16 protein-coding genes are annotated in these 26,696 nt (G+C 37.0%); 5 read left to right on the forward strand and 11 right to left on the reverse strand.

Annotated features, from left to right (window positions below):
• Window positions 1-89 precede the first annotated feature (89 nt).
• Window positions 90-2,456, forward strand: a complete 2,367-nt coding sequence (locus tag AC06G9_RS02635; RefSeq protein ID WP_480957475.1) for a glycoside hydrolase family 3 N-terminal domain-containing protein — start codon at window positions 90-92, stop codon at window positions 2,454-2,456.
• A 106-nt stretch (window positions 2,457-2,562) separates the two neighbouring features.
• Here the strand turns inward: AC06G9_RS02635 and AC06G9_RS02640 are convergent, their stop codons facing one another.
• The 8 genes from AC06G9_RS02640 to AC06G9_RS02675 form a co-directional block, all read right to left on the reverse strand.
• The gene (locus AC06G9_RS02640) at window positions 2,563-3,594 is read right to left on the reverse strand and encodes a sialidase family protein (RefSeq protein ID WP_480957476.1); all 1,032 of its coding nucleotides are present in this window, start codon (window positions 3,592-3,594) and stop codon (window positions 2,563-2,565) included.
• A 267-nt stretch (window positions 3,595-3,861) separates the two neighbouring features.
• The gene (locus AC06G9_RS02645; protein WP_480957477.1) at window positions 3,862-5,442 is read right to left on the reverse strand and encodes a SusD/RagB family nutrient-binding outer membrane lipoprotein; all 1,581 of its coding nucleotides are present in this window, start codon (window positions 5,440-5,442) and stop codon (window positions 3,862-3,864) included.
• A 2-nt stretch (window positions 5,443-5,444) separates the two neighbouring features.
• On the reverse strand, window positions 5,445-8,765 hold the full coding sequence (locus AC06G9_RS02650) for a SusC/RagA family TonB-linked outer membrane protein (RefSeq protein WP_480957478.1): 3,321 nt from the start codon (window positions 8,763-8,765) through the stop codon (window positions 5,445-5,447).
• Between the two features lie 22 nt (window positions 8,766-8,787).
• The gene (locus tag AC06G9_RS02655) at window positions 8,788-9,963 is read right to left on the reverse strand and encodes an ROK family protein (protein WP_480957479.1); all 1,176 of its coding nucleotides are present in this window, start codon (window positions 9,961-9,963) and stop codon (window positions 8,788-8,790) included.
• Between the two features lie 319 nt (window positions 9,964-10,282).
• Window positions 10,283-11,719, reverse strand: coding sequence for an alpha-L-fucosidase (locus AC06G9_RS02660; protein WP_480957480.1), 1,437 nt, complete (start codon window positions 11,717-11,719; stop codon window positions 10,283-10,285).
• Window positions 11,720-11,798: 79 nt separating this feature from the next.
• A complete protein-coding gene (locus AC06G9_RS02665; protein WP_480957481.1) occupies window positions 11,799-13,385 on the reverse strand; it encodes a SusD/RagB family nutrient-binding outer membrane lipoprotein in 1,587 nt (528 codons plus the stop codon).
• A gap of 11 nt (window positions 13,386-13,396) precedes the next feature.
• The gene (locus AC06G9_RS02670; RefSeq protein WP_447766570.1) at window positions 13,397-16,645 is read right to left on the reverse strand and encodes a SusC/RagA family TonB-linked outer membrane protein; all 3,249 of its coding nucleotides are present in this window, start codon (window positions 16,643-16,645) and stop codon (window positions 13,397-13,399) included.
• A 23-nt stretch (window positions 16,646-16,668) separates the two neighbouring features.
• Window positions 16,669-17,844 (reverse strand): ROK family protein, encoded by a 1,176-nt coding sequence (locus AC06G9_RS02675; protein WP_447766571.1) that lies wholly within the window; start codon window positions 17,842-17,844, stop codon window positions 16,669-16,671.
• A gap of 322 nt (window positions 17,845-18,166) precedes the next feature.
• On the opposite strand from AC06G9_RS02675, the gene AC06G9_RS02680 reads away from it, so the two are divergent.
• From AC06G9_RS02680 to pnp, 3 genes are all read left to right on the forward strand, one after another.
• Window positions 18,167-19,381, forward strand: coding sequence for an acyltransferase family protein (locus tag AC06G9_RS02680; RefSeq protein ID WP_480957482.1), 1,215 nt, complete (start codon window positions 18,167-18,169; stop codon window positions 19,379-19,381).
• A gap of 196 nt (window positions 19,382-19,577) precedes the next feature.
• A complete protein-coding gene (gene rpsO, locus AC06G9_RS02685; protein WP_021191167.1) occupies window positions 19,578-19,856 on the forward strand; it encodes a 30S ribosomal protein S15 in 279 nt (92 codons plus the stop codon).
• Between the two features lie 286 nt (window positions 19,857-20,142).
• Window positions 20,143-22,314, forward strand: coding sequence for a polyribonucleotide nucleotidyltransferase (gene pnp, locus AC06G9_RS02690; protein WP_045755169.1), 2,172 nt, complete (start codon window positions 20,143-20,145; stop codon window positions 22,312-22,314).
• 102 nt (window positions 22,315-22,416) lie between these two features.
• On the opposite strand, the gene AC06G9_RS02695 is transcribed toward pnp, so the two are convergent.
• Both AC06G9_RS02695 and AC06G9_RS02700 read right to left on the reverse strand, forming a co-directional pair.
• Complete coding sequence (locus tag AC06G9_RS02695; protein WP_021190954.1) at window positions 22,417-22,743, reverse strand: DUF493 domain-containing protein; 327 nt, start codon at window positions 22,741-22,743, stop codon at window positions 22,417-22,419.
• 68 nt (window positions 22,744-22,811) lie between these two features.
• Window positions 22,812-25,094, reverse strand: coding sequence for a GH92 family glycosyl hydrolase (locus AC06G9_RS02700; protein ID WP_094771761.1), 2,283 nt, complete (start codon window positions 25,092-25,094; stop codon window positions 22,812-22,814).
• 150 nt (window positions 25,095-25,244) lie between these two features.
• Here AC06G9_RS02700 and AC06G9_RS02705 point away from each other — a divergent pair, with 150 nt between their 5' ends.
• Window positions 25,245-26,249: a LacI family DNA-binding transcriptional regulator gene (locus tag AC06G9_RS02705; RefSeq protein ID WP_045755008.1), complete on the forward strand. Its 1,005-nt coding sequence runs from the start codon at window positions 25,245-25,247 to the stop codon at window positions 26,247-26,249.
• On the opposite strand, the gene AC06G9_RS02710 is transcribed toward AC06G9_RS02705, so the two are convergent.
• Window positions 26,233-26,679 carry a methionine-R-sulfoxide reductase gene (locus AC06G9_RS02710; RefSeq protein WP_248754822.1) on the reverse strand — a complete coding sequence of 149 codons (447 nt, stop codon included), beginning with the start codon at window positions 26,677-26,679 and terminating at the stop codon, window positions 26,233-26,235. The genes AC06G9_RS02705 and AC06G9_RS02710 overlap by 17 nt on opposite strands.
• Window positions 26,680-26,696 lie beyond the last annotated feature (17 nt).

The raw sequence follows: 26,696 nt of genomic DNA on the forward strand, positions 1-26,696 counted from the left end.
TATTATTTCACAAGACTGCTTTTTTTTAAAGCTAAAACGTTATTTTAGTAGTTTACAAACCGACTACTTATTGTTTTTATACATTTAGAATGAAACTTAGCAGCATTTTTTTTAGTGGAATGATATTTTTGACCATTCCTAATCTACAGGCACAGCAAATCCCTTATAAAAATAGTAAAATCCCTGTTGAGAAACGGGTTGAAGATCTTTTGGGCAGAATGACAACTGATGAAAAAGTTGGTCAGTTGTCTAAATTATTGGGCTGGGAAATGTATGATAAGGGAACTGATGGTATATCGGTAAGTGCTAAATTAAAAAAAGCGGTAAAGGATCAACATATTGGTATGCTATGGGCAACATTTCGTGCTGACCCTTGGACACAGAAGACTCTTTCAAATGGATTGAGTCCAGTTGAAGCTGCTCGTGCTACGAATGCGATTCAACGTTATATGTTGGATAGCACACGTTTGGGTATTCCTTTGTTGTTATCGGAGGAGGCTCCACATGGTCATATGGCTATAGGTGCTACTGTTTTTCCAACAGCTATTGGACAGGCAAGTACTTGGAATCCGAATTTGATTCAACAGATGGCGGCTACTATCGCACAGGAAACCTATGCGGTGGGGGGTAAAAATGGCTATGGTCCTGTCTTGGATCTCGCTCGCGATCCGCGCTGGTCACGTACCGAGGAAACGTATGGTGAGGATGCTTACCTGATTGGTCAGATGGGAAAGTCAATGATAAAAGGATTTCAGGGTGATATGCTTGGTCAAGAGGATAAGATCATTGGGACACTTAAGCATTTTGTGGCCTATGCTGTTCCTGAGGGAGGGCATAATGGTGAGGCTGTTTCTATTGGGGAAAGGGCCTTAAGACAACATTATTTATATCCTTTTGAACAGGCTGTAAAATCTGGTGCTGGTTCGGTCATGACTGCTTATAATAGTATTGATGGTATTCCTTGTTCGTCAAATCCTTGGCTTCTGAAAGATATATTACGTGAGGAATGGGGATTTAATGGATTTGTTGTTTCGGATTTATTGAGTATTTCGGGATTGAATGGTGGACATGCTACTGCCTCTAATGGTGCTGAAGCTGCTTCACAGAGTTTACATGCGGGTTTAGATGTTGATTTGAGTGGTACTGGGTATGGTGCTAACCTGCAGCAGGCAATAAAGAATGGACTTGTTGAGGGTGCTGTGCTCGATACTGCCGTAGCTCGGGTACTGCGAATGAAATTTAATTTAGGCTTATTTGATCGTCCTTTTGTGGATGAAAAATTGGTTGTTAAGAAGGTGGGAACGGAAGTGAATCGGGCTATGGCTCGAAAAGTTGCGCAAGAATCTATTGTACTGCTTAAGAATGAAGGTAATCTTTTGCCGCTTAAAAAAACAATTAAGCGTATCGCTGTTGTAGGGCCTAATGCCGATAATGTCTATAATCAGTTGGGGGATTATACTGCGCCTCAAGCGGATGATAAGGTCAAGACCGTATTGGATGGTATTCGTGCTGCGGTGGGAAAAGGTACTCAGATTGATTATGTGAAAGGATGCGCTATTCGGGACACTTCGAATAGTCATATTCAGGAGGCAGTTGCAGCAGCTAAATTGTCTGATGTTGTGGTCGTTGTGCTAGGTGGTTCTAGTGCTCGGGATTTTAAAACTTCTTATCAGGCGACTGGTGCTGCTAATGTGGATATCAATGCGGTGAGTGATATGGAAAGTGGTGAAGGTTTTGATCGCGTATCATTGGATATGATGGGTGATCAATTGCGATTGATCCAAGAATTAGAAAAATTAGGTAAACCTGTGGTTTTGGTTACGATCATGGGTAGACCTTTGAATCTCAATTGGGCTTCGGCTCATGTGCCTGCTATTGTGAATGCTTGGTATCCTGGGCAAGAAGGCGGATTGGCGATTGCTGATGTGCTCTTTGGAGATTACAATCCAGCAGGGCGCCTACCCGTGTCTATTCCTCGTTCTGTAGGACAGTTACCGGTTCATTATAATCATAATAAACCAAAACATCATGATTATGTCGAGATGACGGCTAAACCTTTATATGCTTTTGGCTATGGATTGAGCTACAGTAAATTTGAATATTCTAACCTTTTGGTTGATGTGAAAGAGGGAGCTAGTGATTTTGTGTGCACGGTTTCTTTTGATGTGGAAAACAAAGGGCTACTGAAGGGTGATGAGGTGGCTCAATTGTATGTGGTTGACGAAGTTAGTTCTGTTGTTACTGCTGTAAAGCAATTGAAACGTTTTGAGCGTAAGAATATTGGAGCGGGAAAGCGTGAGCAAATTTCTTTTCAGCTCACGAAAGAGGATCTAAAATTATGGGCTGTGGATAACAGGTGGAAAACGGAGAAGGGAAAATTTAAATTATTGATCGGGTCTGCTTCGGATGATGTGCGCCTTGAAGGGGTTCTTGAATTGAAGAAAGATTATTTGTAATAAAAAAAAGATGTTTCGAAATGGCAAGGGTATTTTAAAGAACTGCCTAAATACTTTGCTTCTTTTCGATGAAGTAAGTGTGGCACTTTTGGCCACACTTACTTTTTTATTTTAAAACGATGTGCTTTATACTTTTTCTGTTCCAAGTATAGGTGATGTGTATCAAACCTTGTGGGTCTTGTATGATGGTCGGGTAGGAGTATTCATCGCCAGTTTGGCCGTCTTCTAATATCAATACGTCTCTCCACTTGAGACCATCTTTTGATAATGCTACTCGAAGCTTTGTACGCCCCTCCCACCAATCTTTTCCGGCAAGATCTGGATTATAAACGATCATAAACTGACCATTTTTTAAACGTATGGCATCTGTTGCAGCATTTGGATTAAGCAAATTTGTAGCTTGCCAAGGTTGCCATGTTTTTCCATGATCATTGGAAAAGGAACTCATGACTTTGTTTTCTTTACTTCGGCATAAAACTTGAATTTTTCGATCCTTATGTTGTAAAATACTAGGTTGTATGACCTGAACTGGACTTTCATGATTAATTTTAGCTATCGTCCAAGTGGTTCCACGATCTTTGCTGATCTCTATATGTGCTTTCCAAATTTCATCTTTTGACTCGGTGCTTGACGGTGATAATATTATTCCGTTGTCTAAAGTGATTGGTTTATTTTTGATTGGCCCAAGAACTCCTGCTGGTAAGGCTTTTGCTGTTGACCAAGTATTTCCTTTGTCGAGCGAATATTTAACATATCCTTTCCATTCTCTTGGGTTTGGTCCTATTTTATAATAGAGATATAGCGTGTCAGATTGTGGATGCTGATATAACACTGGATTCCATGTTGGATACCTTTTTTCATTAAGATGACCATCTGCAACCTGAACTGGTGTTTCCCATTTTCCATTTGTATAGCGCGATGTCCATATGACGACATCTGGATTGGACTCGTGTGTTCCTCCAAACCAGGAGGCAATTAAGCTATCTTTACCTATCGATTGAATTGTCGAAGCATGGCATTGTTTGAAAGAAACCTGACCTTCTTTGAAAATTTGTGATGATGTTAATAATACGGGTTGATAGCTGCGACATGAAGAGAGTATAAGTAGGATGACAATCGTTAGGGCTAGTTTATTCATAAAAAGTTAATGTATGTTGGCATTTGATGTATTCAAATTGTAAAGCTTTGCAATTTGAGTCTTATATCCAAATTTATCTATGCTTTTTGTTCGATTTATTTTTATCGTTTATCAAGTTGATTGCTTCTCTATCTTTCGATGGTTATTTTTAATTTAGGGATATAGGAGCTGTATCTCAGTTATTGTGATTCTTCATTTTAGACTTTTGATCAAAAGTCTAAAATGAAGAAAGCCACGTGAGTGGCTTTCTTCTAGTGGTTTGTCTTTCTAATTAACGTCCCAGAAAATTTTGGTATTAACGTTATCTTGGTCTTTTATAACATCGTAATTTGTTCTGTTATTAGACAATTCTGATTGTGCTATGTTCCATTTAACTGGTACGGTCTTCTGTCTGTCTGACGGTGCAATTCGAAAAGCGAAAATAGGATAGTCTAACCTCCTTACTTCTGACCAGTTTTCTATAGATTGAATAATATTAAAATGTAACCATTTTTGCATTCCAATAAGTTGTAATTTATTTCCAGCCCATCCCACATTGGAAATGTATTGATTTATTTGTTCTGCTGTAGGAATGGAAGGAGCTGTAACATCATTATTATTACTTAGTGTGCGGATGTTTTGTTGCATTTCAATCGAAGCTTTAATACCATCCTCGAATGAAGTTTTTGCCGCAGCATCGTTTCCACCACGTAATCTAAATTCTGAAATTAAAAATTTGACTTCAGAAGCTGTCATCAAGATGCCAGGGAACTTTTCATTTCTAGAATATGTCGACCTATTATAAGTAGTGATTTTACTAGGGTTTAGTGTCGTATTAATTAACAATTCAGCTTGTGAAGCAGCAGGTAGAGCAGGGTCTAACCCCATATATTTTCCATTTGCTCCAGGTCCAGGTTCGAACATATACGGTAATCTTGGGTCAGCTTTGGCCACCATATCATCAATCATAATCTTACCAGCGATATTATTGTTCCAGCTTTCAAGAGCGTCTCTAAATCCTTTGGAATTAATGTCTGTAGCTAGATCAAAAATATCTACCTGGATATTGTCTTTGTTCTCTAATACTAATGGCGCATTGGTAATAATGTCAGCAATTTCTTGATTGGTTCTCGCAGAAAAAGCTTGTACTTGTCCAACTCGGGTCAACATACGGAGACGTAATGAATTGCAATATTTTCTCCATAAATCAACAGATCCTGCGTTTACTAAATCCTGGGTTTTGAACCCGGTTAAAATACCCTTGGCAACATTTATATTCGCAAGTTCAGTGTTGATCGCTTTCAGATCATCTAGCATGCTTGTATAGATGTCGCTTGCTTTATCATATTTAGGGTAGGAAATTGTATAGTCACCTCCATTTGTACTTAGTTTGCCTGCTTCTGACCAAGGAATATCACCATGCAAATCAACTTGTTGCTGGGTCATATCATAGAAAAATATCTTAGCAGCCAGATAAAATATTTTTTTATCATTTTTTTCTAATTCAGGTGCAGCATTATAAATTTTTTCAAATTCTCTAAACTGTGCTAAACCTTGATAGTATCTTTCCCAACGGTCTGTGATTGCGGCTGCCCCTGGAGTCAATTGTTCATCGGCATTTTGCCAGCCAATTGTTTGGATAGAGCGATGAATTGTAGGTGCTAGTGTTACAAAATAGTTACGATATGTTGGGATAACTAATTCACGATAAGTATATAATATTCCAGTGAATTGTTTCTCTATTGTTGTTTCGGTCACCTTTGAAGGATCTCGATATAGTTCATCAAACGATGATTTCTTACAAGATATTATTGTAGAAAGTGAAGCTGTGCATAACCCAGCGATCACAAAGTATTTATTAATTTTCATAATTAGAAACTTGCTCTTAACATTAAACCATATGTTCTTGTTGCTGGACTTGTACCTGCATTTGATACCTGATTAACCCAGTAAGATCCTCCTGTCATTTGTTCAGGATCAAGATCTTTAATACTCCGGTAGATAAAGAATAGATTACGCCCGAAAGCTGAAATTTGAATGTTTTTTGCTTTTAATTTAGATGTAACGGAAGAAGGAAGTCTGTACCCGAATGAAAGTTCGCGCATTTTAATATAGTTGTTATCCTTTACATACAGCGCATAATTGGAGTTTGAATATTGAGGACCGCCCCAATTGTAGGTTTGGGCATAGTAATAAGCTTGGGAAATGATATTATTATTTGTCGAACCATCAATTAATACTCCTGGCATTAGCATTCCATCATTATATACTTTTTCTCCATTGGGACCTTGTGTTCCATTTGTTGCTATACCTTGTGTGCCTACCTTATAATAACTTAAGCCACCGTGTTCTGCATCCATACCATTTAAACTTTCTTCTAACAATCCTCTACTAATCATCCAATTAATACCTGTTGGCATAACCTGTCCACCCCAACGGAAGTCAATTAGGGCATCAAGCGTAAAGTTTTTGTACGTAAATGTATTAATAAAACCGCCTGTAACCTTTGGCATTGCGTTACCCGCTTTGATCCATTTATCTGCTTCTAATTTGTAGAGTCCATTGTCAGAAACAATTTTGTTCCCATTTGGATCTGTTGCATACGGATGTACCATGATATCACCCATAGATTGTCCAACAACTGCGATTAATTCTGCGGCATCGCCGTCGTAATTTTTAAGTCTCAAGAAAGAACCATTTCCGGGAAGTTCTTCAACAACATTTTTATTTGATGCAAAGTTTAAGACAGAGTTCCATCTAAAGTTTTCGTTTTGAATTGGTACCCCGGTAATAGCAAATTCCCAACCTTTATTTCTAAGTGTACCAACATTTGCTAGGATTGATGAAGAACCCGATGAAATCGGAAGTGTAAAATCAAGAATTTGGTTTACTATTTTTCCATTATAATAAGTAAGATCGATACCTAATCTATTTTTAAACATTTTCGTTTCTATACCAAATTCAAATTCGTGCTTATTCTCTGGTTTAATGAGCTCGTTACCGAAGCTTGATGTGGGTATGTTGGTGTAGAGCGTAGGCAATGAGCCAGTTTGAATTCCTAAAGAATTTTGTGTAAAGCTTAATGCACTTCTGTATATATCTGGATATTTACCCACTATACCAAACGATCCTCTTAATTTAGCATAATTAAAAAACTCCGGAAGATCAAAGGCTTCTGACAAGATTAAACTTGAATTTACGGAAGGGTAATACAATATGTTGCGATCTGGGTGCATTGTTGATACAACTTCTCTCCTTAATGTTCCTTCAACAAACCAGTAATCTTTGAAATTAAAATTTAATGTTCCAAAAACAGCATCTTGTAGTCTGTTTCGTTTAACGCTATAACCTCTGCTTAGATTTACCGAGGAATTTACGTCAAACCAATTTCTTACGCTGAGTCCTCCACTTGTAGCTGCTTCAACATCGGTACTTAAGGATTTTGTGGCAGTATAGCCAAGTATTGCTCCTAATTTAATATCTTGAGTCACTTGCTTACTATAGGAAGCTAGGAAATCAGCATAATAAATGTTTGCATTTTGATTTTTTAACGAGTAATAACCCGTGTTTTCAAAAGCAAGTGGACGTTCGTTTGGTTGTTTATCTTCAATCCTTCCTCCTGTAATATCTGCAGAAAAGCGAGCTCTTAGGAATAGATCGTCAGTTATTTGATAGGTGTTGGTGAAGGATCCGATGAGACGATTTGAATATTCATCATATTGTTTTGCTTTTACGTTCCACATGTAATCCAATACATCCGCTTTGTAACCGTTGTATCTTAGATTTTCATCAGGTGTTAAGCTTTGTGCATTAGGACCGTCGACAACATACTTATAACCTAAACTAGTTCGATATTTGTCTAAATACCAGTCAGGATTGTCGAATGTGGAGATCATTCCTGTAAAGTTGTTGATGAGGCGATCAGTAAGTAATGGTCTATTATGTGTATGTTGATTAATAAAGTTAACTGTAACGTCTGTAGATAGTTTTTGCCATAGTTTAAAACTTGCTCCAAGGTTAGCGATATTCTTTTTATTATAAGAATCCAGTGAAGTCATTTGATTATCTTGGCGTGTCAATGAGAAACGAATATTCGAGTTGTCCGTTGAATGGCCTAATGCAAGGTTTACTGTTGAATTATTGGGATTATTGAATAATTTATTATAAGAGTTTTGAGCAACATACGGTCGAACTTTTCCATCCCATGAAATAATAGGTTGGCCATCGAATTTTGGACCAAAGTTGATAGATGTAGGTAATACTCCTCTTGTAACGCCATCAACTGCACGATCAGCTCCATAATAAAAAAATTTATCTTCTGCTTGTCCTTGGGGAGAATAATCTATACCATATCCCGGTCCTCTTACATCTTGAAATCTCGGTAAATAGGCAATTTGATCATGGGTGTAAGTTGCATTGAAGTCTATAGAGAAACCTTTGCCACCTTTTCCAGATTTGGTAGTTACCATAACAACACCATTGAGTGCTTCCGAACCATATAAAGCAGCAGCAGACGCCCCTTTGAGAATTGTGATATTTTCAATATCCTCTGGATTTAAATCTTCTAAGCCATTACCTCTAGATCTTTGATCACCCCAATAATCAGAGTTGTTAAATGTTGTTTGACGCATGGGAACCCCATCAATAATGACGAGAGGTTGTGATGTACCGGTGATTGAGTTTGTCCCACGAATATTAATGTTGATACCGGAAGTTGCCCCTCCTGGCGCTGCTGAAATCCGTACCCCTGGTGCTTTGCCGTATAATGCTCCTGCAAAGTTCGGGCTACCTGTTTTGGTCAGTTCTTCTGCGCCTACTGTACTCATTGCATACCCTAATTCTTTTGGAGCTCTTTTAATCCCCATCGCTGTTACGACTACTTCATCTAATGCTGAAGCATCACCTGTTAAAGTAACATTAATCGTTTTAGTTGAGCCAACAATAATTTCTGTTGCTTTGTATCCAATGTTAGAAAAACGTAGTGTTTCTCCTTGCGCAGCCTGAATGGTAAAACTACCATCTGCTGCTGTTTGTGTTCCGCGTGAAGTCCCTTTTACGGAAACCGTTACGCCGGAAACAGGTCCTGTAGCATCTGTTACCTTTCCTGTAACAGATTGCTGTGCGAATAGGGTAGAGGCACTAAATAAGGTGCATAATGCTAATCCCGCACTTTTTGTGTAAAAATAACTCATACGAATTGGTTGAATAATTTAATTAGTTGGTTTTTATTAGTGTTTGTATTAAGTTTTCGATAATAAAGGCTGCTGTTCCTACGCTTTGAGCTTGTTTATTCGTCTCCGATATTCTGATTTGCGTTGCTTGTGCCAATCGTGGTATGCAAAATTCATTGATCGCTGTTTGAATCTGAGGCATCAGAATGGTTCCTGCTTTGGCGCCTCTTCCGCTAATGATAATAACTTCTGGATTGAGAATATGGATTAATGTAGCTATCCCTTTTCCTAACATATAACCAATTTTACCTAAGTTGGCAACAGCAAGTTGATCGCCATTGATGGCACTTTCTAATAATGCGTCTCCTTGCGCCAAAAGATTGTTCTGTTGTTCGGATTCTAAACTGGATTTTTCCCCAGCGTTAAGTGCTGCTTGGACATTTTTCACCGCTGCAGTTAATGATGCTTCGACTTCTAAACAACCTTTTTTTCCACAGGAACATAACTCGTTGCTATCACTAAGTGGTATGTGGCTAAATTCTCCAGCATAACCACTAGATCCTTTGAATATTTGTCCATTTACGATCATACCTAGTCCAACACCCCAATTTAAATTGATGACTAATGAACTTTTTATATTTTTGGCCGCACCAAATTTTTGTTCTGCAAAAGCGATACAAGTAGAATCGTTTTCAATAATCGTTGGCATATTAAAATGCTCGCTGATATGTTTTTTTATGTGGTATAATTTTGATTGTTTATCAAAAGAATCATTGATTCCCTTTTCCGTATCTACAAAACCGGGCATACTAATGCCGATGCCTAAGAAGTTTGATGTAGGTATGTTAGACGAAGTGATCAATTCTTCTGTTAGACCGATAATGATATCTAGGGCTTTGTCTTTATTTTTTAGTGGATTGTAAATGTCAACGATTTCTGCTATGATATTGTTCTCTAAATCAAAGATATAAATGGACGTGTAATACTGATCTAAGGCTATAACTAAAGTATACTTTAATAAATTATTATTGATCTTAAATTGAATAGCTCTTCTGCCTCCGGTTGAGGCAGCAAGATCATTCCCCTCAATTAAATTCATCTCTAATAATGAGTTTACGGACTTGGTAATCAGGGGTATACTTTTGTTAAAAGTTTTACTGAGCTGTGCAATCGATTGCAGCTTCTGAAAGTAAATGGCTTTTATAATTTGATCGTTCATAATTTGGATTGGTTTTCCGTAATAGTAAAGTTACAACAATATTATTAAAAGATGCAATAACTTTTTACTTTTTTTTAAGAAGTTAATTTTCTTGTGTACGGGAATTAATATGATTTAAATATTATAGAAATATTTAGATTAAGATTTGACTCAACGTAATGCATGAAGAGAGGTATTAGCTAGGTTTTTCAAAATATTATTTTGGTAATAATTTTTTATGAATTAAATGGATAGATGGTGAAAAACGAGTGCTTATTAAACAAAAAAACCTACTGTGATTTCTAACAGTAGGCTTTGAAAATGATTTTGGAATTAAAATTTACTTACTCTTTATTTGAATTACGGTTGCATAATTCAATTTAGTATTTGGGTTTATCACTGTTATTTGATTATCTTTTTGTGACCATTTTACTTTTCCTTTATGACCCAGTATGGCTATATCTTTAATTTTGAATTGATCAGGTAGATTAAAGACATATTGCGCGGGTTGTTGGTAACGCTCACCTTCTACGATATGAAATACATTGACCGTTTTACTATCCTTACTTCTAGTATAATAATAGTCTCCATCATGGAAAGGTGCAATTGGTCGGGTCGCATATACGGCTCCTTGATTAATCTGTATCCATGCTGCCAATTCTTTTAATCGATCGTAAGCTGCTTGATCATAGTCTCCATTTGGTCCTGGGGCAATGTTCAGCAGGTAATTACCTCCTCTTGCAATAATTTTGATGAGCGTTTCTACAATTTTCTTGGTTGGTTTATATTGATCATTGGGAACATAACTAAAAGAATCTCCCATGGTAATACAACTTTCCCAAGGTATGTCTAGGGTGTGTTCGGGGATCGCCTGTTCTGGAGTAACATAATTTTCCCATTTACCAGGTACAGTGCGATCAACGACAATAATGCCGGGTTGATTTTTACGAGCCATAGTACCTATGCGATCCATATCAATATCCTGCTCCACTTTAATGGTACGCTGCCATTCGACAGATGGGTCAATGGTTTTAAATGGTCGTACCCATCCGCCATCTAACCATAGGATATCTACTTTTCCGTATTCTGAAGTAAGTTCATTAAGTTGATTGTATGTATAGTTTTTAAATTTCTCCCATCTTTCTGGGTGTTTTGCGGGGTCGTAATTTACGTTACGATCTTTAGGCGGGAAATAATTCCACCAATAAAAATCGGTATGCCAATCTGGTTTGGAAAAATAAGCCCCTATTTTAAAACCATCATTTCTGAATGTGCTGAATATTTCTTTGGTGATATTTGCTTTTGGATTTGTTGAAAATGGTGTATTGGGAGATGTGACTTTGTAATCAGATTCTTTTGTATCGAACATGGCAAATCCATCGTGATGTTTAGTCGTGAATACTACATATTTCATTCCTGCTGCTTTGGCTGCATCGGCCCATTTTTGAGGATTGAAATCTGTTGGATTAAATGTTTTTTGTAGATTTTCGTAATTCTTCACATAATCGAAATAGTTTTTTCCATGTTCAGGTTTGCGCTGTGTCCAGCCTTCGTCTTCGGGACATAAGCTCCAGCTTTCGACAATACCCCATTGACTATATGTACCCCAATGCATGAAAAGACCGAATTTCATGTCTTGCCATTGTTCCAGATTTTCGATGACGATGGGGTCGGTTGGCTTTTGATAGCCTGAAGATACATTATGTGCTTGACCAAGTGCTAAGGTGGAGGTTGTCGCCATGAGCACAGCTGTTATGATCGTGTTGAGTTTTTGCATGTTTAAATATAAATAAAATGCTCATAAAGAAAGCCACTTTAAGTGGCTTTCTTTATGAGCTGTTTTTGAATATTAGGTATTAGTTTACATCCCAGAAAATCTTGGTATCGCGCGTATCTTTTGCACGCACTGCTTGATAGTTTTCTGAATTGTTGGTCATTTCTGATGAAGGATACGTGAGTCTTACTGGTGGAGCTTGTAAACCATTTAAGGTCGAGGCTGGGAATGCGGGTAGAGTAGGGTATCCTGTTCTACGGTATTCTGACCACGCCTGTTCTGCTTGTAACCATCCAAAATGCAACCATTTTTGTGTACCAATAAGCTTTAATTTCGTGATTTTATCACCTGAAAATGCAATATTTGATTCTGTAATCAATTTATTTATTACTTCGCTGCTTGGTTTAGTCAGCTTCACTTGATGGGAGCTGTTTGCATTTAAGTAATAATAGAATGATATTGATTGTTTTACTGCTGTTTCATAAGCTGTTTTTGCAGCAACATCTGTACCCCATCTTTCCTGTGCTTCTGCTTTGATTAAATTGGTTTCAGAAGCAGTCATCAAAACTCCTGGTAATTTTGAGTTTATCCACGCTGTAGCAGAATCAACCACCGCATATTTCGTGTACTGTGCATTTGCTTGAGCTGCAGTAAAAGTAATAGGCATTGCTTGGAATGTTTTGTTAGCAACAAATTTACCTTGTACTGTTTCTCCAAACTTATCAAATAATACTTCCATTCTCGGATCATCTGCTGTTTTTAAGACTGTATTTAACATATAGTCTGGTGCATAGTGACTTGGTAATTCTCTCACCGCGTCTATTAGACTTGAGGTATATGTGGTAAGAGGTTGTAATAAAATATCATCAGATCCAGCATTGTACTCGCCGTTATTGGATCCATCAACTATAGGATACTCATTGGGATTATTGAGTATTTCCATAATTTCTGTTTTTGCTCTATTTTCATCTACATTTGAAATTCGCATTAATAAACGTAAACGCAATGAATTTGTATACTTACGCCATTTAATCAGATTTCCGGAGTTTAAAATATCTGCACGATTAAATTCATTTGTGCTTGTTGCAGTTTTGAAATAGGTATTGACTTCTTTTAATCCATTTAAAAAAGTATTGTATAATTCTTTTTGATCGTCAAATTTACCAAGTTTAATGACATCTGTAAGAGGCAAGCTTCCTGCCTCTGAAAATGGAATGTCACCAAAATTATCAACCAGTTTTGATGCTTGATCGTATAATACGACCTTAGCTGCGTTCATAAATAAATCACGGCTAACTTTCTCTTCAGCTGTTAATCCATTGTATGATCTTTCCATAGCTCGGTAGACACCTATCATTCCAGGGGCATAGAAATCTCTCCAATAATCATTTGTATAAGAATCACTTTGCTGATACATGGTATTCTCATTTTCAAAATATGCTGTTTGTGTATATCTTGCATGGTGCGTGAAAATAAAGGTACGGTAGTGCCAGTATTCTGATCTGAGACGGGAGTTATTTAAAATCTGCGTTAAAAAAGCAGCAATATTTGGTTCTGTCGTTTGTTCGGGATCCGTGTATCGGTCTTCTAATTCGGTTTTACAAGATTGAAAACTGAATAAGGTTAATAGAAGACTTGCAAATAACAGGATATGATTAATTTTTTTCATTTCTTTTTGTATTAAAATTTAGCATTTAAAGAGAAACCGAAACTTCTAGTAGCTGCATTTGAACCGATATCAATGCCTTGTGAATACCAGTAGTTTCCAACAGGTGCTTCTGGATCTATGTCTTTGATAGATCTGTAAAAGTAGAATAGATTTCGACCGATCAGAGACACGCGTAAACTATTTAATTTCAATTTTTGAGTTACTGATTCCGGTATATTATATCCGATGACCACTTCTCTTAATTTGATGAAATTATTGTCAAGTACTGCTGCTTTTTCATTCCAAGCATTGTTTCCCCAATAAAAGTTATTCATGTAATATTCTGCTCCAGAAAGCTTGACTTCATTTTTTGCTCCTGTGTTGACATTGACTCCGTCTAATGTAATACCCGATTCACGATATTCCAATGTGCTCTCTAATCTTCCGGCTCCATATGCATATTTATGTGGTGTTGAGATCATTTGACCACCAAATCTATAGTCAGCTGTAAAATCTAAGCTGAAACTTTTGTAGTTAAATGTATTGGTCAAACCACCAATTGCTTTTGGCATGATGTTTCCTGCTTTTACATAGGTTGATTTGTCAATTACATAATTTCCATCATCAGATATTAGTAACTCACCTTTTTCATTTGTCGCACGAGGAAAAACGTAAATGTTTCCTAAGGTTTCACCTGGTCTCGCTTCCATACGGATAGAACTTTGATCTGCATCGTAGAAAACTAGTTTTGGTACTTGATCAATAAGTCTGTCTAATTTTGATTTGTTGTTTGAGAAATTTAATCTTGTGTTCCAAGAGAAATTATCATTTCTGATAGGAGTACCACTTAATGCAACTTCCCAACCTTTATTGGATATCTTACCCACATTGAGGAATTGTGTGGAAGCTCCAGTGGTGTAAGCCGTTGATAATGGCATGATCTGATCATCGATAGCATTTGCATAATAGCTGATGTCTAAACCAAGTCTGCTCTTAAAGAATTTTAAATCTAAACCGATTTCTTTTTCCGTTTTTTTCTCAGGTCTTAAGTCTTCATTTCCATAAGAAGAATTTGGAGCCAATGCTGGCACAGGTCCATTTACGGTGATTAATGAAGTTTGTTTAAATGCTAAATTAGAGGCATAGATAGGTGCGTCGTTACCTACAACTCCATAAGATGCCCTAATTTTTCCGTAGTTAAAGAAATCTGGCAGGTCAAATGCTTCTGAAAAGACGAAACTTGTGTTTACTGACCCGTAGTGATATGGGTTATTTTTTGATGGTAAGGTCGATGAATATTCTTTACGTCCTGTACCTTCTAAGAATAGGTAGTTTTTATAAGAAAGATTCAGTAATCCAAAGTATGCATATTTGACCAGCTCTTTTCTCACGTGTGTTGTTACTGCTTGACCAAATGTATTATTTAGACTGAACCAGTTGGCGGATACAAGTCCTCCTTCTGTTCTAGACATCTGATCATCATAATTTTCCATACGTGACTGAAAACCTCCGCTCACACTAAAATCAAAATCATCTGAAATTTTATCTGCATAGGTTAGTAAGGCGTCTCCGTAGATGATTTTATATATTCCTTTAGAAACTTCAAATTTACCTGTACTATTTGTCGCATTGTACTGTACAGCATATTCGTTATGCTCTTTATTTTCGATATTTAATCCTGTAAAATCTGTTCCCAGACGACCTCTAAATTTGAGTTTGTCTAATATACCCCAATTTAATGTTGTGCTTCCTAAGAATCGATTTTCTTTTTCTTCATAAATATTTCTTTTTTGCTGCCAGAAATAGTTAAGTAAATTCACACCTCGATAATTGACTGGGAAAGATTCTGGTCTATTTGATCCAAATGGATTGTACCGGAAGCCATCAGAAGTTTGATACAATTGATTCTTCATTTTTTCGACATCTTCTGCGCCACTGAAAAAACCACCATATGAGGCTAATACATCACCCATTAGACCGGGTCTGTTTTTAGTAACCGTGCTGATATAGGATGCTACTACATCTAAATCTACGCGATCGGCAAGTTTTATCGTGCTGTTTAAGTTGAAGGTACTTTTATTCATTTTGCTTCCAGGAACAATTGCCTTGTAGTCCATATTGGAAGCAGATAGTCTATAATTGATTTTCTCAGATTGATTGGAAAGGCTTAAATTGAAATTATTATTGTGTCCAGTGTCAAATATATCTCCATAATTACCTTTGTTGGCTGAATATTTTCTTAAAGAACCATCCCACCATCGTACATCTTGTCCGTCATATTTTGGTCCAAATTGTCCCCAAGCATTATAATTTAATAGTCTATCTCCAGGAAATAGTGCATTTGTCATCCAACCTTCTTCAGTTCCTCCTGCTTGCACATTTGTAGCTGCATCATATCCTGGACCGTATTCATATTGTAGTCGCGGTAGGAAAGCTGCTGTTTCAATAGAACCAGTATAGTTAAAGTCGATACCAAGTCCTTTACCTTTGATTCCTTTTTTTGTTGTGATTACAATTACACCGCTCGCGGCATCGGAACCATAAAGTGCTGTTGCACTAGCTCCTTTTAAAATCGTCATGGACTCGATATCGTTAGGATTTAAGTCTAACATCCCATTCCCACGTATACGATTATCTCCCCAGATGGCTTGTGATCCTGGATCTGTTATACCTCCAGTATTGTTTAAACCTTTTGAACCAGCTTGTTGATCATTTCTGATCATGACTCCATCTACAACATATAAAGGCTGTCTGTTATTTGCAAGTGAGTTGATACCGCGTATCTGTATGTTAACAGCGCTTGACGCTCCTCCAGGTGCAGAGTTGATTTGTACACCTGGTGCTTTACCGTATAGTGCCGAACCGATATTGGTTGTTCCAGCTTGTGTTAGTTCTTTGGAACCGATGGTAGTGGAAGCATATCCTAAAGCTTTGGCATCTCTTTTAATCCCCATTGCTGTCACCACGACTTCTTCTAATGCTGAAGCATCTTCATTTAACGTAACATTAATCGTTTTAGTTGAGCCAACAATAATTTCTGATGCTTTGTATCCAATAATCGTAAATCGTAAAGTTTCACCTTGTGAGGCTTGAATTGTGAAAGTTCCATTGGTATTAGTTTGTGCAGCGCGAGATGTTCCGATGACTGAAACTGTTACACCGGAGAGAGCTCCTTTAGCATCGATGACCTTTCCTGTAATGGTTTGTTGTGCGAATAAGGATGTTGCACTAAATAAGGTGCATAATGCTAGTCCCGCACTTTTTTTGTAAAAATAACTCATACGAATCTGTTGATAATTTTAATTTAGTCTGTTTTTATAAGGGTTTGTAATGTGTTTTCTATGATAAATGCCGCGGTGCCTAAGCTTTGGGCATGTTTATTTGTTTCGGATATTTTTAATTGTGCGGTACTGGCCAAACGAGGAATGCAAAATTCATTAATTGCTGTCTGAATTTGTGGCATAAGGATGTGACCTGCCTTAGCGCCCCTTCCACTGATAATAATTGCTTCGGGATTGAGTATATGAATTAAAGTGGCGATGCCCTTTCCTAGCATATAACCAATTTTTCCAAGGCTTGCGATAGCCAATTGATCGCCTTGAATGGCATTTTCTAACAAAGCATCCCCCTTTGCTAATAAGTCTTGATATTTTTCGGTTTCTAAACTTGATTTTTCTCCCGAATCTAAGGCGATTTCTACATGTTTTACTGCTGCGGTGAGTGATGCCTCGACTTCTAAACAGCCTTTTTTTCCACATGAGCAAAGTGCGTTACTATTGCTAAGGGGGATATGGCTGAATTCCCCAGCATAACCACTGGATCCTTTAAATAGGTGCCCATTTACGATCATACCTAATCCTACTCCCCAATTTAAATTAATCACTAATGCGCTTTTCATATCTTTAGCAGCACCAAACATATGTTCTGCAAATGCAATGCAGGTGGAGTCATTTTCAATCATGGTAGGAATCTTAAAATGCTCTTCAATATGTTTTTTTATATGATGAAGATTACAGTTCTTATCGTATGAGTCATTTATCCCTTTCTCATTATCTACAAATCCAGGCATACTGATACCCATTGCGATGAAATCATCTAATGGAATTTGAGATTTGGTGATCAATTTCTCCGTATGTTCAATGATATTTTGTAAAGCGATTGTGTGGCGAGATAATGGGTTATACTGATCTGTGATCTGTGCAATAACGTTGTTTTCGAGATTGAATATATAAATGGATGTGTAGAATTGATCAAGAGCGATAATCAACACGTGATGCGAAAGGTTATTGTTAAGTTTAAATTGAATAGCACGTCTTCCACCTGTAGATACTGCAAAACCACTCTCTTCTATCAAATTCATGTCCAATAGGCTATTTATGCCTTTAGTAACAAGTGGTATGCTTTTATTAAAAGTTTTACTTAGTTGTGCAATCGATTGTGTTTGATGGAAGTAAAGTGCTTTTAAAATTTGACTATTCATTATCTTTATATACTCGTGTGATTATTTTGAATTAGTAAAGAAATAAAAATTTTTTCAAAAAGCCAAGACTTTATAATTATTTTTAATAAGTATACTACCCTTATTTATTTTTATGATGGTAAAAATCTTTTTTGTTTCCATAATTTTCAAAAGTTTCTAATGAATGTAAATCTTAATAAAGCAATTTGGATGGTGTTTATGAGATCTTACCAACTATTTTGGTCTTACCAATCAATATGCCTCAATTTTTAATATTTACAAAGTAAAACGAGGCTTTTTTTCTGTTCTAAAAAGAATATCTTTGGCTTAAACAATCTAGATTATGAAACAACGTTATTATTCACTTGATGTATTTCGAGGAGCGACAGTTGCTCTGATGATTATGGTCAACAATCCCGGAACATGGGCACATATGTTCGCTCCTTTACAACATGCCAGCTGGCACGGTTGTACACCTACTGATTTGGTTTTTCCTTTTTTCTTATTTGCTGTCGGTAATGCGATGTCTTTTGTCATCCCTCGTCTTCAGGAGGCTGGTGATGCTATGTTTTGGAAAAAGGTAATCAAAAGAACTATTTTAATATTTGCCATTGGTTTATTTTTGAACTGGGCTCCTTTTATTCAATGGAGTGGGGATACACTGGGGTTTAAGCATTGGGTCAATCCGGAAAATCCAGAAAAAGGAATTCGAATTTTTGGGGTTTTGCAACGCATTGCTTTGGCGTATTGTTTTGCTTCTATATTAGCTTATTATTTTAAAGAGAAAGCGTTGATCTGGATTTCAACAATTATCTTATTGTCTTATTGGGCTATCTGTGCTTTTGCAGGACAGCCTGGTGATCCTTATAGTTTAGCGGGCTGGTTTGGAACTTCTATTGATATCAAATTATTGGGAATCGCACATATCTATAAAGGGGAGGGTGTGCCTTTTGATCCGGAGGGGCTGATGAGTACTTTGCCAGCGATTGTGCAAGTGGTATTTGGTTATTTGGCTGGTACATTTATTAAAAAGCAGGGACAGGTGGATTGGTTATGGTCTAAAGTTCCTACGAGTAATGAGCCTCATTTTAAATTGCTTTCGGGTTTATTTGTTACTGGTTTTATATTGGTTGTCTTGGCGTGGATCTGGTCATTAGGATTTCCGATCAATAAAAAAATATGGACAAGCTCGTATGTACTATATACTACAGGGCTAGGTATCATGACGATAGGAGGGATGATTTGGTTTATTGAGGTGCAAGGAGTGAAAAATGGTTTAACCAAGTTTTTTGATGTTTTTGGTAAAAACCCGCTCTTCATATTTGTTTTGAGTGGTGTACTACCTCGTTTGGTTGGACTCATCCGCATTCCAAATGGCGTTGGTGAGGATGGAACGCAGGTATATACGAGTGGTTTTACATGGTTTTATACTCATATTTGTAAACCATTGCCAGGACCTCCTGAAGTGGGGTCATTTTTTTATTCTTTATGTTTTCTTGCTTTTATGTGGGTGATCTGTTACTATTTGGACAAAAAGAAAATATACGTTAAGGTTTAATGGTTATACTGCGGTTTATGATTGCCTTTGAATCATAGGATTTAAGGATACTTTGAGCTAAATTTAGCAAATCTGCGTCATCTATTCTGAAGGGCTACTTGATTTTTAATCTGCATTTAATTTGCAAAGTAAAGTTTAAGTACTACCTTTGCAGTCAATTAACAAAAATTTTTAACGCTTTAATATTATTTCAGAGATGTATTTAAGTAAAGAGTACAAAGCAGATATCTTCGCAGAATTTGCAGGTTCGGCAACGAACACAGGTTCTACAGAAGGACAAGTAGCTTTATTCACTAAGAGAATTGCTCACCTAACTGAGCATTTGAAAAAAAACAGAAAAGATTTTAACACACAACGTGCACTACAAATGTTAGTAGGTAAACGTCGTTCATTATTAGCTTACCTGTACAAAACTGACATCAACCGTTACCGTGCGATCATCAAAGGTCTAGGTCTACGTGATATCATCAAATAAGCTTTTAGTATAAAACTTTAGAAAAGCCGTCTTCTTTGGAGACGGCTTTTTTTTGCTCTTTTTTTTCTAAATTCCGATTTTTGATATATTTGTTTTTTTAATGTAGATTTTCTACACTAGGATAACAGGAGATCTTTGCTGTTATTGATCAATTATAATTGCATAGAAAAGCAACTGATCTGAGTTTGATTATGAATATTTTACCTTATCTTTGCGGAGAAATTAAATATTTTTATATATTAGGTACGCTGCCAAAAGATGAAAAGCGTATCGCAAATAACAACGAATGAGTTATAACGAAATCAAAACAGTAATTGATATGGGCAATGGCTCCCAGATCGAGCTTTCTACTGGTAAATTGGCTAAACAGGCTGATGGTGCAGTAGTATTAAAACAAGGTGACACGATGCTTCTTGCGACAGTAGTTTCTGCTAAGGAAGCGAAATCTGGGGTTGACTTTTTGCCTTTATCTGTTGACTACCAAGAGAAATACGCGGCTACAGGTCGTATTCCTGGTGGCTTTTTACGTCGTGAGGCACGTTTGTCAGATTACGAGATCTTAATCTCTCGTTTAGTCGACAGAGCTTTACGTCCATTATTCCCTGAAAACTATCACGCAGATACGCAAGTAATGATCTCTTTGATCTCTGCTGATAAAGATATTATGCCAGATGCATTGGCTGGTTTAGCTGCCTCTGCTGCGATTGCAGTTTCTGATATTCCTTTCAATGGTCCTATTTCTGAAGTTCGCGTTGCGAAAATCGATGGTCAATTGGTGATCAATCCAAAAATGTCTGAATTAGAAAGAGCAACTTTAGAATTTATTGTTGCTGGTTCTGCTCAAGATATTGGTATGGTTGAAGGTGAATGTAGTGAAATCTCTGAGGCTGAAATGGTAGAAGCTATTGCTTTTGCTCATGAGGCAATAAAAAAACAAGTTGCTGCTCAAGTTGAATTAGCAAACTTGGTCGGTAAGCATGTAAAACGTGAGTACAACCACGAACCGACAAATGAAACATTGAGAGCTGAAATTTTCAGCGCTACTTACGATAAGGTTTATGCTGTTGCTGCTTCGGCATCTGCTAAACATGATCGTACTGAAGCTTTCGCAAAGATTGCTGAAGAATTTAGAGCGACACTTCCTGAAGAATTGGATGAGGATACGAAATTTTTATTCAAAAAATATTTTCACGATGTACAATACGATGCTGTTCGTAATTTAGTATTGGATGAAGGAAAACGTCTTGATGGTCGCGATGTACGTACTGTACGTCCTATCTGGTCAGAAGTAAATTATTTACCTGCAGCTCACGGTTCTGCTGTATTTACACGTGGTGAAACGCAATCATTGACTTCTGTTACTTTAGGTGCTAAAGATGCAGAGCAAATGATCGATGGTGCATTCATCAACGGTTATAACAAATTTATCCTTCACTACAATTTCCCGGCATTCTCTACAGGTGAGGCTAGACCTAATAGAGGTCCTGGTCGTCGTGAAGTAGGTCACGGTAATTTAGCATTACGTTCATTGAGACAGGTACTGCCTCCGGTAGCTGAAAACCCTTATACGATCCGCGTTGTTTCTGATATCTTAGAATCTAATGGTTCTTCTTCGATGGCAACTGTTTGTGCTGGTACTTTGGCTTTGTTAGACGCAGGTGTTAAATTGAAAGCACCGGTTTCTGGTATTGCTATGGGATTAATCTCGGATGAGAAAACAGGTAAGTATGCTATTCTTTCGGATATTTTAGGTGATGAAGATCACTTAGGAGATATGGACTTTAAGGTAACAGGTACTGAAAAAGGTATCGTAGCTTGTCAAATGGACTTAAAGATCAACGGTTTGAAATGGGAAGTGTTAACGCAGGCTTTGGATCAAGCGAAAGAGGCTCGTCTTCATATCTTAGGTGAGATGAAGAAAACGATTGCTGAACCTCGTGAAGATTACAAACCTCATGCTCCTCGTATCGTTCAGATTATCATTGATAAAGAATTTATTGGTGCTATCATCGGCCCTGGAGGTAAAATTATCCAAGAAATGCAACGTGAAACTGGCGCGACTATTTCGATAGAAGAGGTGGATGGTAAAGGTATCGTGCAGATTTTTGCGGATAATAAAGCTGCGATTGATGATGCAAGTACACGTATTAAGAATATTGCGGCTAAACCTGAAGTTGGTGCTACTTACGAAGGTAAGGTGAAGTCTATTATGCCTTTTGGTGCTTTCGTTGAAATCATGCCAGGAAAAGATGGTTTATTACACATCTCTGAGATTGATTGGAAACGTTTTGAGACCATGGATGGTATATTCAAAGAAGGTGATCAAGTAACGGTTAAATTGTTGGATATCGACAAACAAGGTAAATTGAAACTTTCTCGTAAAGCTTTGTTGCCTCGTCCTCCTCGTGAAGATAAACCTGCTACAGATGCTCCAAAAACTGATGCACCACAAGCATAAGTTTTTAAAAAAACTTAATCATATACAAAAGCTCACTGAAAAGTGAGCTTTTTTGTTTTTAACAAAAACAGGCTGTCTAATTGACAGCCTGTTTTCGTTTTGTTATAACATGATAACGGATTCTATTTTTGATACTTCTTTGTAATAATCAATTACTTCATCGGCATTATTCACAAAAGTCTCTACAGTGATGGATTTATATTTACCACCTGATGATTCTTTTTCAGCGTATTTGGTGCTCGCATGTGTAAATACCTGTTTTACCTGCTCTATTTTCTCCAAATCGGCTTTAACAATGAATTTGAATTTATACAAGGATGGAAACTGTTCTACAGCAATCAATTTTTCCTTGAAATTTGTATAGAAATCTTGCTGATTATTTCCGTCTTCAATATCTTGGATATTGATGTTGTTGTTTAATTCTGACATTTTTAATCTCCTTTTGTTGATTATTATCAAAAGCTATTCCATAAATAGTTGCCTGACAGACTTGCAGTCTAATTGTCTACGGCAATGGGTCTATCTTGTGGTGCTTTTCCCCAATTTTTATTTGGAGTGCTGCTCATTTCGATTTCAATGTTTCCACCTTTTAGTATTTCGTCATATGTGATAAACGATTTTGAGTAGGCTACTCCATCACGTTTGATACTTTTGATGTAACTATTTTTCTTGGCTTGATTTTTAACTTTTATGGTTAATTGTTTTGCATTAGGAAGTGTAATGGTTGCTTTTTCCATCATTGGTGAACCGAATACATACACTCCACTGATCGGATTTAGAGGATACATCCCCATTGCTGAAAACACGTACCATGCACTCATCTGTCCGGCGTCGTCATTTCCACATAAACCATTCGGTTTGCTTGTGTAGAACTCCATCATTGCTTTGCGCACAAGTGCTGAGCCTTTCCATGCTTCTCCTGCATATGCATATAGATATGGTACATGGTGATTCGGTTCGTTACCTTGTGCATATTGACCAATCAAACCTGTAATATCATTGGATGCTTCTTCACCTAACTCAGATGACATCGTTGTAAATTCGTCTAATTTCTTTAAAAAGTTTTTATCTCCTCCAAAAAGATTGATCAATCCTTTAACATCTTGCGGTACCAACCAAGTATATTGCCATGCATTTCCTTCACAGTAGTCATTTTCACGATGTTTTGCCATTAATGGATTGAATGGTCGTCTAAATTCACCGTTTACTTTTCTACCTACAAAGTGTCCGACTTCTTTATCGAAGTATTGTTCATAAAGTTTATATCTTTTCTCAAAGTAAATGGCATCTTCTTTTTTTCCTAATTTTTCTGCCATTTTGAATGCACTATAATCTGCAATTGCATATTCTAATGCCCAAGCTACTGACTCATGATCCATGCTGTCGATGGGAATGTATTTGAGATCGCGTACATACTTTAAGCCATTTTCATAGCCCATGGCTGTTGTTTTTACTGCTTCCCAAGCCAATTCATAGTCTTTTTCATCCAAGATACCTTTTATGACTGCATCTGCTACTACTGGTATCGCTGGTAGACCTACCATGGTGTTCGTTTCATTACCTTGTAAATGCCAAACCGGTAATTTCCCTTGTTGCTGATAGATGGCAAGCATCGTTTTGATAAAATCTTGATTGATTTTACGGTCTTCTAGCAAATTCATCAATGGATGTAATGCACGGTAGGTATCCCATAATGAAAATACGGTATGATTGGTAAAGTCTTGTTTTTCGTAAACTTGTTTGTCTGTCCCTAAATAATCACCATTGACGTCGTTAAAGATTGTTGGTGCAAAATAAGTATGGTACAAGGCGGTATAAAAAATGGTCTTTGTGTCCGCATCTCCTTCAAATTGAATTTTATTCAGAGTGCTGTTCCATTTGTCGTTTGCTTGTTTTTTTACTTGGGCGAAATCCCATGTTGGAGTTTCAACCTGTATGTTTTCTAAAGCGTTTGTCGTACTGACAGCTGAGATACCAACTTTAATTTCAATGGTTTTATTTTTAATTGCATCAAAAAATAGGGCAGCTTTTATTGCTTGACCTTTTACTGTTGAAGTACCAAATTTTTGATCTTTATCATCGTAAAATTGTACCTTTTGAATAGGTACAGATGTTTTTAAGGCAAAATAAACTTTTTGATCACTTGCCCATCCTGAAGAAAATCGATAACCAACAAACGTACTATCATTGATCTGCTTGATATAAGAATCGGTTGTTTTGTCCCAGTTCATCCTAAAAGAAAGATCAATGAATAAGTGGGCATTGTCCGATTTATTGTATACGTATTGATGATAACCTACGCGCTCTGTAGCTGTCAAATTTGCTTGTACTTGGTAATCGTCTAATAGCACACTGTAAAATCCAGGTTGCGCAATTTCATTTTCTTTTTTGAAGCTCGAACCGTATCCTGTATTCATTTTGTTGAATTCGGCTTGTTGCAATTGTACCTTGCCTGTAGCGGGTACAATCATAATGTCATTGAGATCTCCAATTCCAGTTCCGCTAAGGTGGGTATGGGTAAAGCCTAATATTTCTTTACTTTTGTAATTATAACCACTGCACCAGTCCCAGCCATTAAATTGATCCCATGTCTGTGCTATTTGCGAGGGACCTAATTGTACTGCTCCTAGCGGTACATTAGCGCCTACAAAGACATGTCCATGATCTTCGGAACCGATGAAAGGATTGACAAATGGTGTCAAATTTTGTTGTGCTGCTAAACCTAATGGTGTGAATGCAAGAATACTTAGTAAAATTTTATTGTAATTCAATCGAATCATAAGTAATTAGTTTGGTCTTATTTAGGGGCGAAATATAGTATTTTTTTTGCTTAATAAATCCTTTTAGCTTAAATATTTTTACAATAAATAGCTTTATTACTTTATTTTTTTTTAGATTAGTAACTCAAATTTATAAACATATACGACTTAATGAAGAAGAGAATTTTGATCAGTGACATCGCAAAAGCTTTAGGGGTTTCGGTTACTACAGTATCTTTTATATTGAATGACAAAGCCAAAGAAAAGCGCATCAGTGAGTCGTTGACCAAGCGTGTTCTTGATTATGTGAAAAAGGTAGGCTATAAGCCTAATGAACTTGCTAAGAGTTTACGTACTGGTAAAACCAAAATTATAGGTTTGATTATCGAAGATATCTCAAATCCTTTTTTTGGAAATATTGCACGCCTTATTGAAACAAAAGTCTATGAACAGGGGTATCGTATTATTTACTGTAGTACGAACAATGATAGTGAAAAGACTAAGGAGTTAATCGGGATGTTTAACGATCGACAGGTGGACGGTTTTATCATTACGCCTTCGGAGGGAATTGAGGATACGATTTCTAATTTGATCCAATCAAATGTACCTGTTGTTTTGTTTGATCGATACCTGCCTGATGTGGAGACGGATTATGTTATTGCTGATAATTTTCAAGGGGCTTTTGATGCGACTGTCCATTTCAATGAGCAGGGGTATAAGCGGATCGGTCTAGTTTCTCTTTATTCCGATCAAACACAGATGCGTGATCGTTTGGGCGGTTATATGAAAGCAATGGATCAGTTTAAAAAGCAGGCTTATATTAAAAAAATACAATTGGATGCATCAGAATCAGAGGCGATAGATGAATTGCATGAGTTTGTTGTTGACAATAGATTGGATGCTGTTTTGTTTGCGACCAATTATCTAGCGATTACGGGCCTTAAATCTGGTAAGAAGCATAATTACAAACTTCCTGCATTGATTGCGTTTGATGACCATACTGTCTTTAAATTGCATGAACCTGCTATTACGGTAGTTTCGCAACCTATCGAAGAAATCGCGGATCATATTATTAATATTTTACTGCTAAAATTGCAGGGTAAGGCCAAAGCGATTAAACACTTGACATTACCCTGCGAGCTAAAAGTGCGCGAATCTTCTATTTTAAAGGCGTAGTATCTGCGACAAATTTCATAGAAATTGAATTAACACAGTGGCGTATGTTTTTATCGGTTAATCTTTCTCCGATAAAAACATGTCCTAAGTGTGCCCCGCATGCATTGCATAGAATTTCAGTTCTTCTTCCGTCGGCATCTGTTTCTTTACGAACGGCGCCTGAAATCTCATCGTCAAAGCTTGGCCATCCACAATGCGAATCGAATTTGTCTTCGGATCGATATAAGGGGGCTTCGCATCTTTTACAAATGTATGTCCCCATTGCCTTATTATCTAATAAGGTGCCCGTATAGGGACGTTCTGTGCCTTTATGAAGAATGACATATTCTTCTTCGGGACTTAACTGGTTATATTTTGCTGACTCTTCCATTATTTTAAAAATTGCTGTTTGTTTTTGAGCTGGAGTTTGGTGTTTATTGCATGAGGTCATTAAAACCATTATGCTAT

This window comes from Sphingobacterium sp. MAE, from assembly GCF_056711605.1.

Excerpts from the sequence above, each read along its gene's own strand:
- AC06G9_RS02640 (WP_480957476.1), bottom strand. The coding sequence starts at position 3,594 with ATGAATAAACTAGCCCTAACGATTGTCATCCTACTTATACTCTCTTCA.
- AC06G9_RS02670 (WP_447766570.1), bottom strand. The coding sequence starts at position 16,645 with ATGAGTTATTTTTACAAAAAAAGTGCGGGACTAGCATTATGCACCTTA.
- AC06G9_RS02710 (WP_248754822.1), bottom strand. The coding sequence starts at position 26,679 with ATGACCTCATGCAATAAACACCAAACTCCAGCTCAAAAACAAACAGCA.
- AC06G9_RS02650 (WP_480957478.1), bottom strand. The coding sequence starts at position 8,765 with ATGAGTTATTTTTACACAAAAAGTGCGGGATTAGCATTATGCACCTTA.
- AC06G9_RS02675 (WP_447766571.1), bottom strand. The coding sequence starts at position 17,844 with ATGAATAGTCAAATTTTAAAAGCACTTTACTTCCATCAAACACAATCG.
- AC06G9_RS02680 (WP_480957482.1), top strand. The coding sequence starts at position 18,167 with ATGAAACAACGTTATTATTCACTTGATGTATTTCGAGGAGCGACAGTT.
- AC06G9_RS02660 (WP_480957480.1), bottom strand. The coding sequence starts at position 11,719 with ATGCAAAAACTCAACACGATCATAACAGCTGTGCTCATGGCGACAACC.
- AC06G9_RS02645 (WP_480957477.1), bottom strand. The coding sequence starts at position 5,442 with ATGAAAATTAATAAATACTTTGTGATCGCTGGGTTATGCACAGCTTCA.
- AC06G9_RS02635 (WP_480957475.1), top strand. The coding sequence starts at position 90 with ATGAAACTTAGCAGCATTTTTTTTAGTGGAATGATATTTTTGACCATT.
- pnp (WP_045755169.1), top strand. The coding sequence starts at position 20,143 with ATGAGTTATAACGAAATCAAAACAGTAATTGATATGGGCAATGGCTCC.
- AC06G9_RS02705 (WP_045755008.1), top strand. The coding sequence starts at position 25,245 with ATGAAGAAGAGAATTTTGATCAGTGACATCGCAAAAGCTTTAGGGGTT.
- AC06G9_RS02700 (WP_094771761.1), bottom strand. The coding sequence starts at position 25,094 with ATGATTCGATTGAATTACAATAAAATTTTACTAAGTATTCTTGCATTC.
- AC06G9_RS02655 (WP_480957479.1), bottom strand. The coding sequence starts at position 9,963 with ATGAACGATCAAATTATAAAAGCCATTTACTTTCAGAAGCTGCAATCG.
- AC06G9_RS02695 (WP_021190954.1), bottom strand. The coding sequence starts at position 22,743 with ATGTCAGAATTAAACAACAACATCAATATCCAAGATATTGAAGACGGA.
- AC06G9_RS02665 (WP_480957481.1), bottom strand. The coding sequence starts at position 13,385 with ATGAAAAAAATTAATCATATCCTGTTATTTGCAAGTCTTCTATTAACC.
- rpsO (WP_021191167.1), top strand. The coding sequence starts at position 19,578 with ATGTATTTAAGTAAAGAGTACAAAGCAGATATCTTCGCAGAATTTGCA.